Origin of the sequence: Prevotella rectalis (assembly GCF_900607215.1) — a bacterium.
Classification (GTDB): domain Bacteria; phylum Bacteroidota; class Bacteroidia; order Bacteroidales; family Bacteroidaceae; genus Prevotella; species Prevotella brunnea.
Genome location: NZ_LR027822.1, coordinates 460,561 through 461,689, shown reverse-complemented (window position 1 = coordinate 461,689; position 1,129 = coordinate 460,561). Strand labels below are relative to the sequence as shown.

Sequence of the window (1,129 nt, the reverse complement as noted above, 5' to 3'; positions counted from 1 at the left end):
CGCTTGAGAAGAACCGCTAGAATAATAATCAATTAACACTTGCAGCTTGAACGAATACGAAAATTCGCGCGGGGTTTTACGTTTTGTCATAATTTCTTACTTTTTTTATAGTCAGAATTGTGACAAGCTAAATCCGTATAAGACATTTTAAAATGGCTTTGTAAGTCGCTGTAAATCAATAAGTTTTTTAGATGGATGTCGAAAGTGTGGAAACGAGCGGTTTATACCATCGGTTTCACATCCGTTTTGTTTGCAATCTCACGCAAAGGTCTCTATAATAAAATGAATACATTTGTCCCCGTGGCGGGGTGGGATTGCAACAATTGGATGCGACTTGTCGGAGCAGATGGTAGTGTCCTTAAAAGTGTGTAATTCATCTTTCCTTTCTCTGTACTTCCACTGTTATTTTATTCTTTTCTTTCCAGTTCTTGAATTGATATATTCTCCTTTCATATGTCGTCTTTGTTTCCTCCATCGCCACGGCCGCCAGGAGGAAGATGACGGACTTCTCTGATGGCATGGATGTTCTCATTTGGATGGTTCTCCTGTACTTCCTGTTGAGCCTTTCAATCCAGTTGGTCGTATATATGCACCTCTGCACTTGGGCCGGGAAGTCCATATACGTGAAGTAGGCACAGTTGCGTTCGGTCTTGTACTTTCTTAGTGCAGGATATTTCCTTTCCCATTTCTCGACAAAGGTAATGAATTGTTCGTATCCCTGCAAGGAATTCATCTCGTTGTTCTCCAATTGGAACACCTCACTGAGCTGCTGCGCCATTACTGGTTTGTCTTTATGTGATGCGCCGCTGAGTATCTGTCGCTTGACGTGTGCCACGCAGAACTGGTGTGCGGCACCTGGAAAGGCTGCACAGACGGCATTCTCTATTCCTTGCAATGCATCGGAAACGACTAAGTCTATCTGTTCGACGCCTCTTTGCTTCAAGGCCTCAAGCTCGTCTTTCCAGCACAGAGCCCCTTCTGTGGGATGATTGACAACCGTGAGCACCTCCCTGCTGCCGTCTTCCAATACCCCCAGAATGGTATAGTAGGCCTCCTTGGACACCTGTCTGTCCCTACGGGTGGAAATAAAGGTGGCGTCGATATAGACGGCTAAATAGTGGGAGGAAAG

General features: G+C 45.0%; 1 protein-coding gene. It reads right to left on the bottom strand.

What is annotated here, in order from left to right; translation table 11 throughout:
* Window positions 1–373: 373 nt before the first annotated feature.
* Window positions 374–1,129 (bottom strand): IS256 family transposase (locus E0E16_RS10285; protein WP_181951336.1); only part of this gene is annotated, 756 nt, incomplete at its 5' end.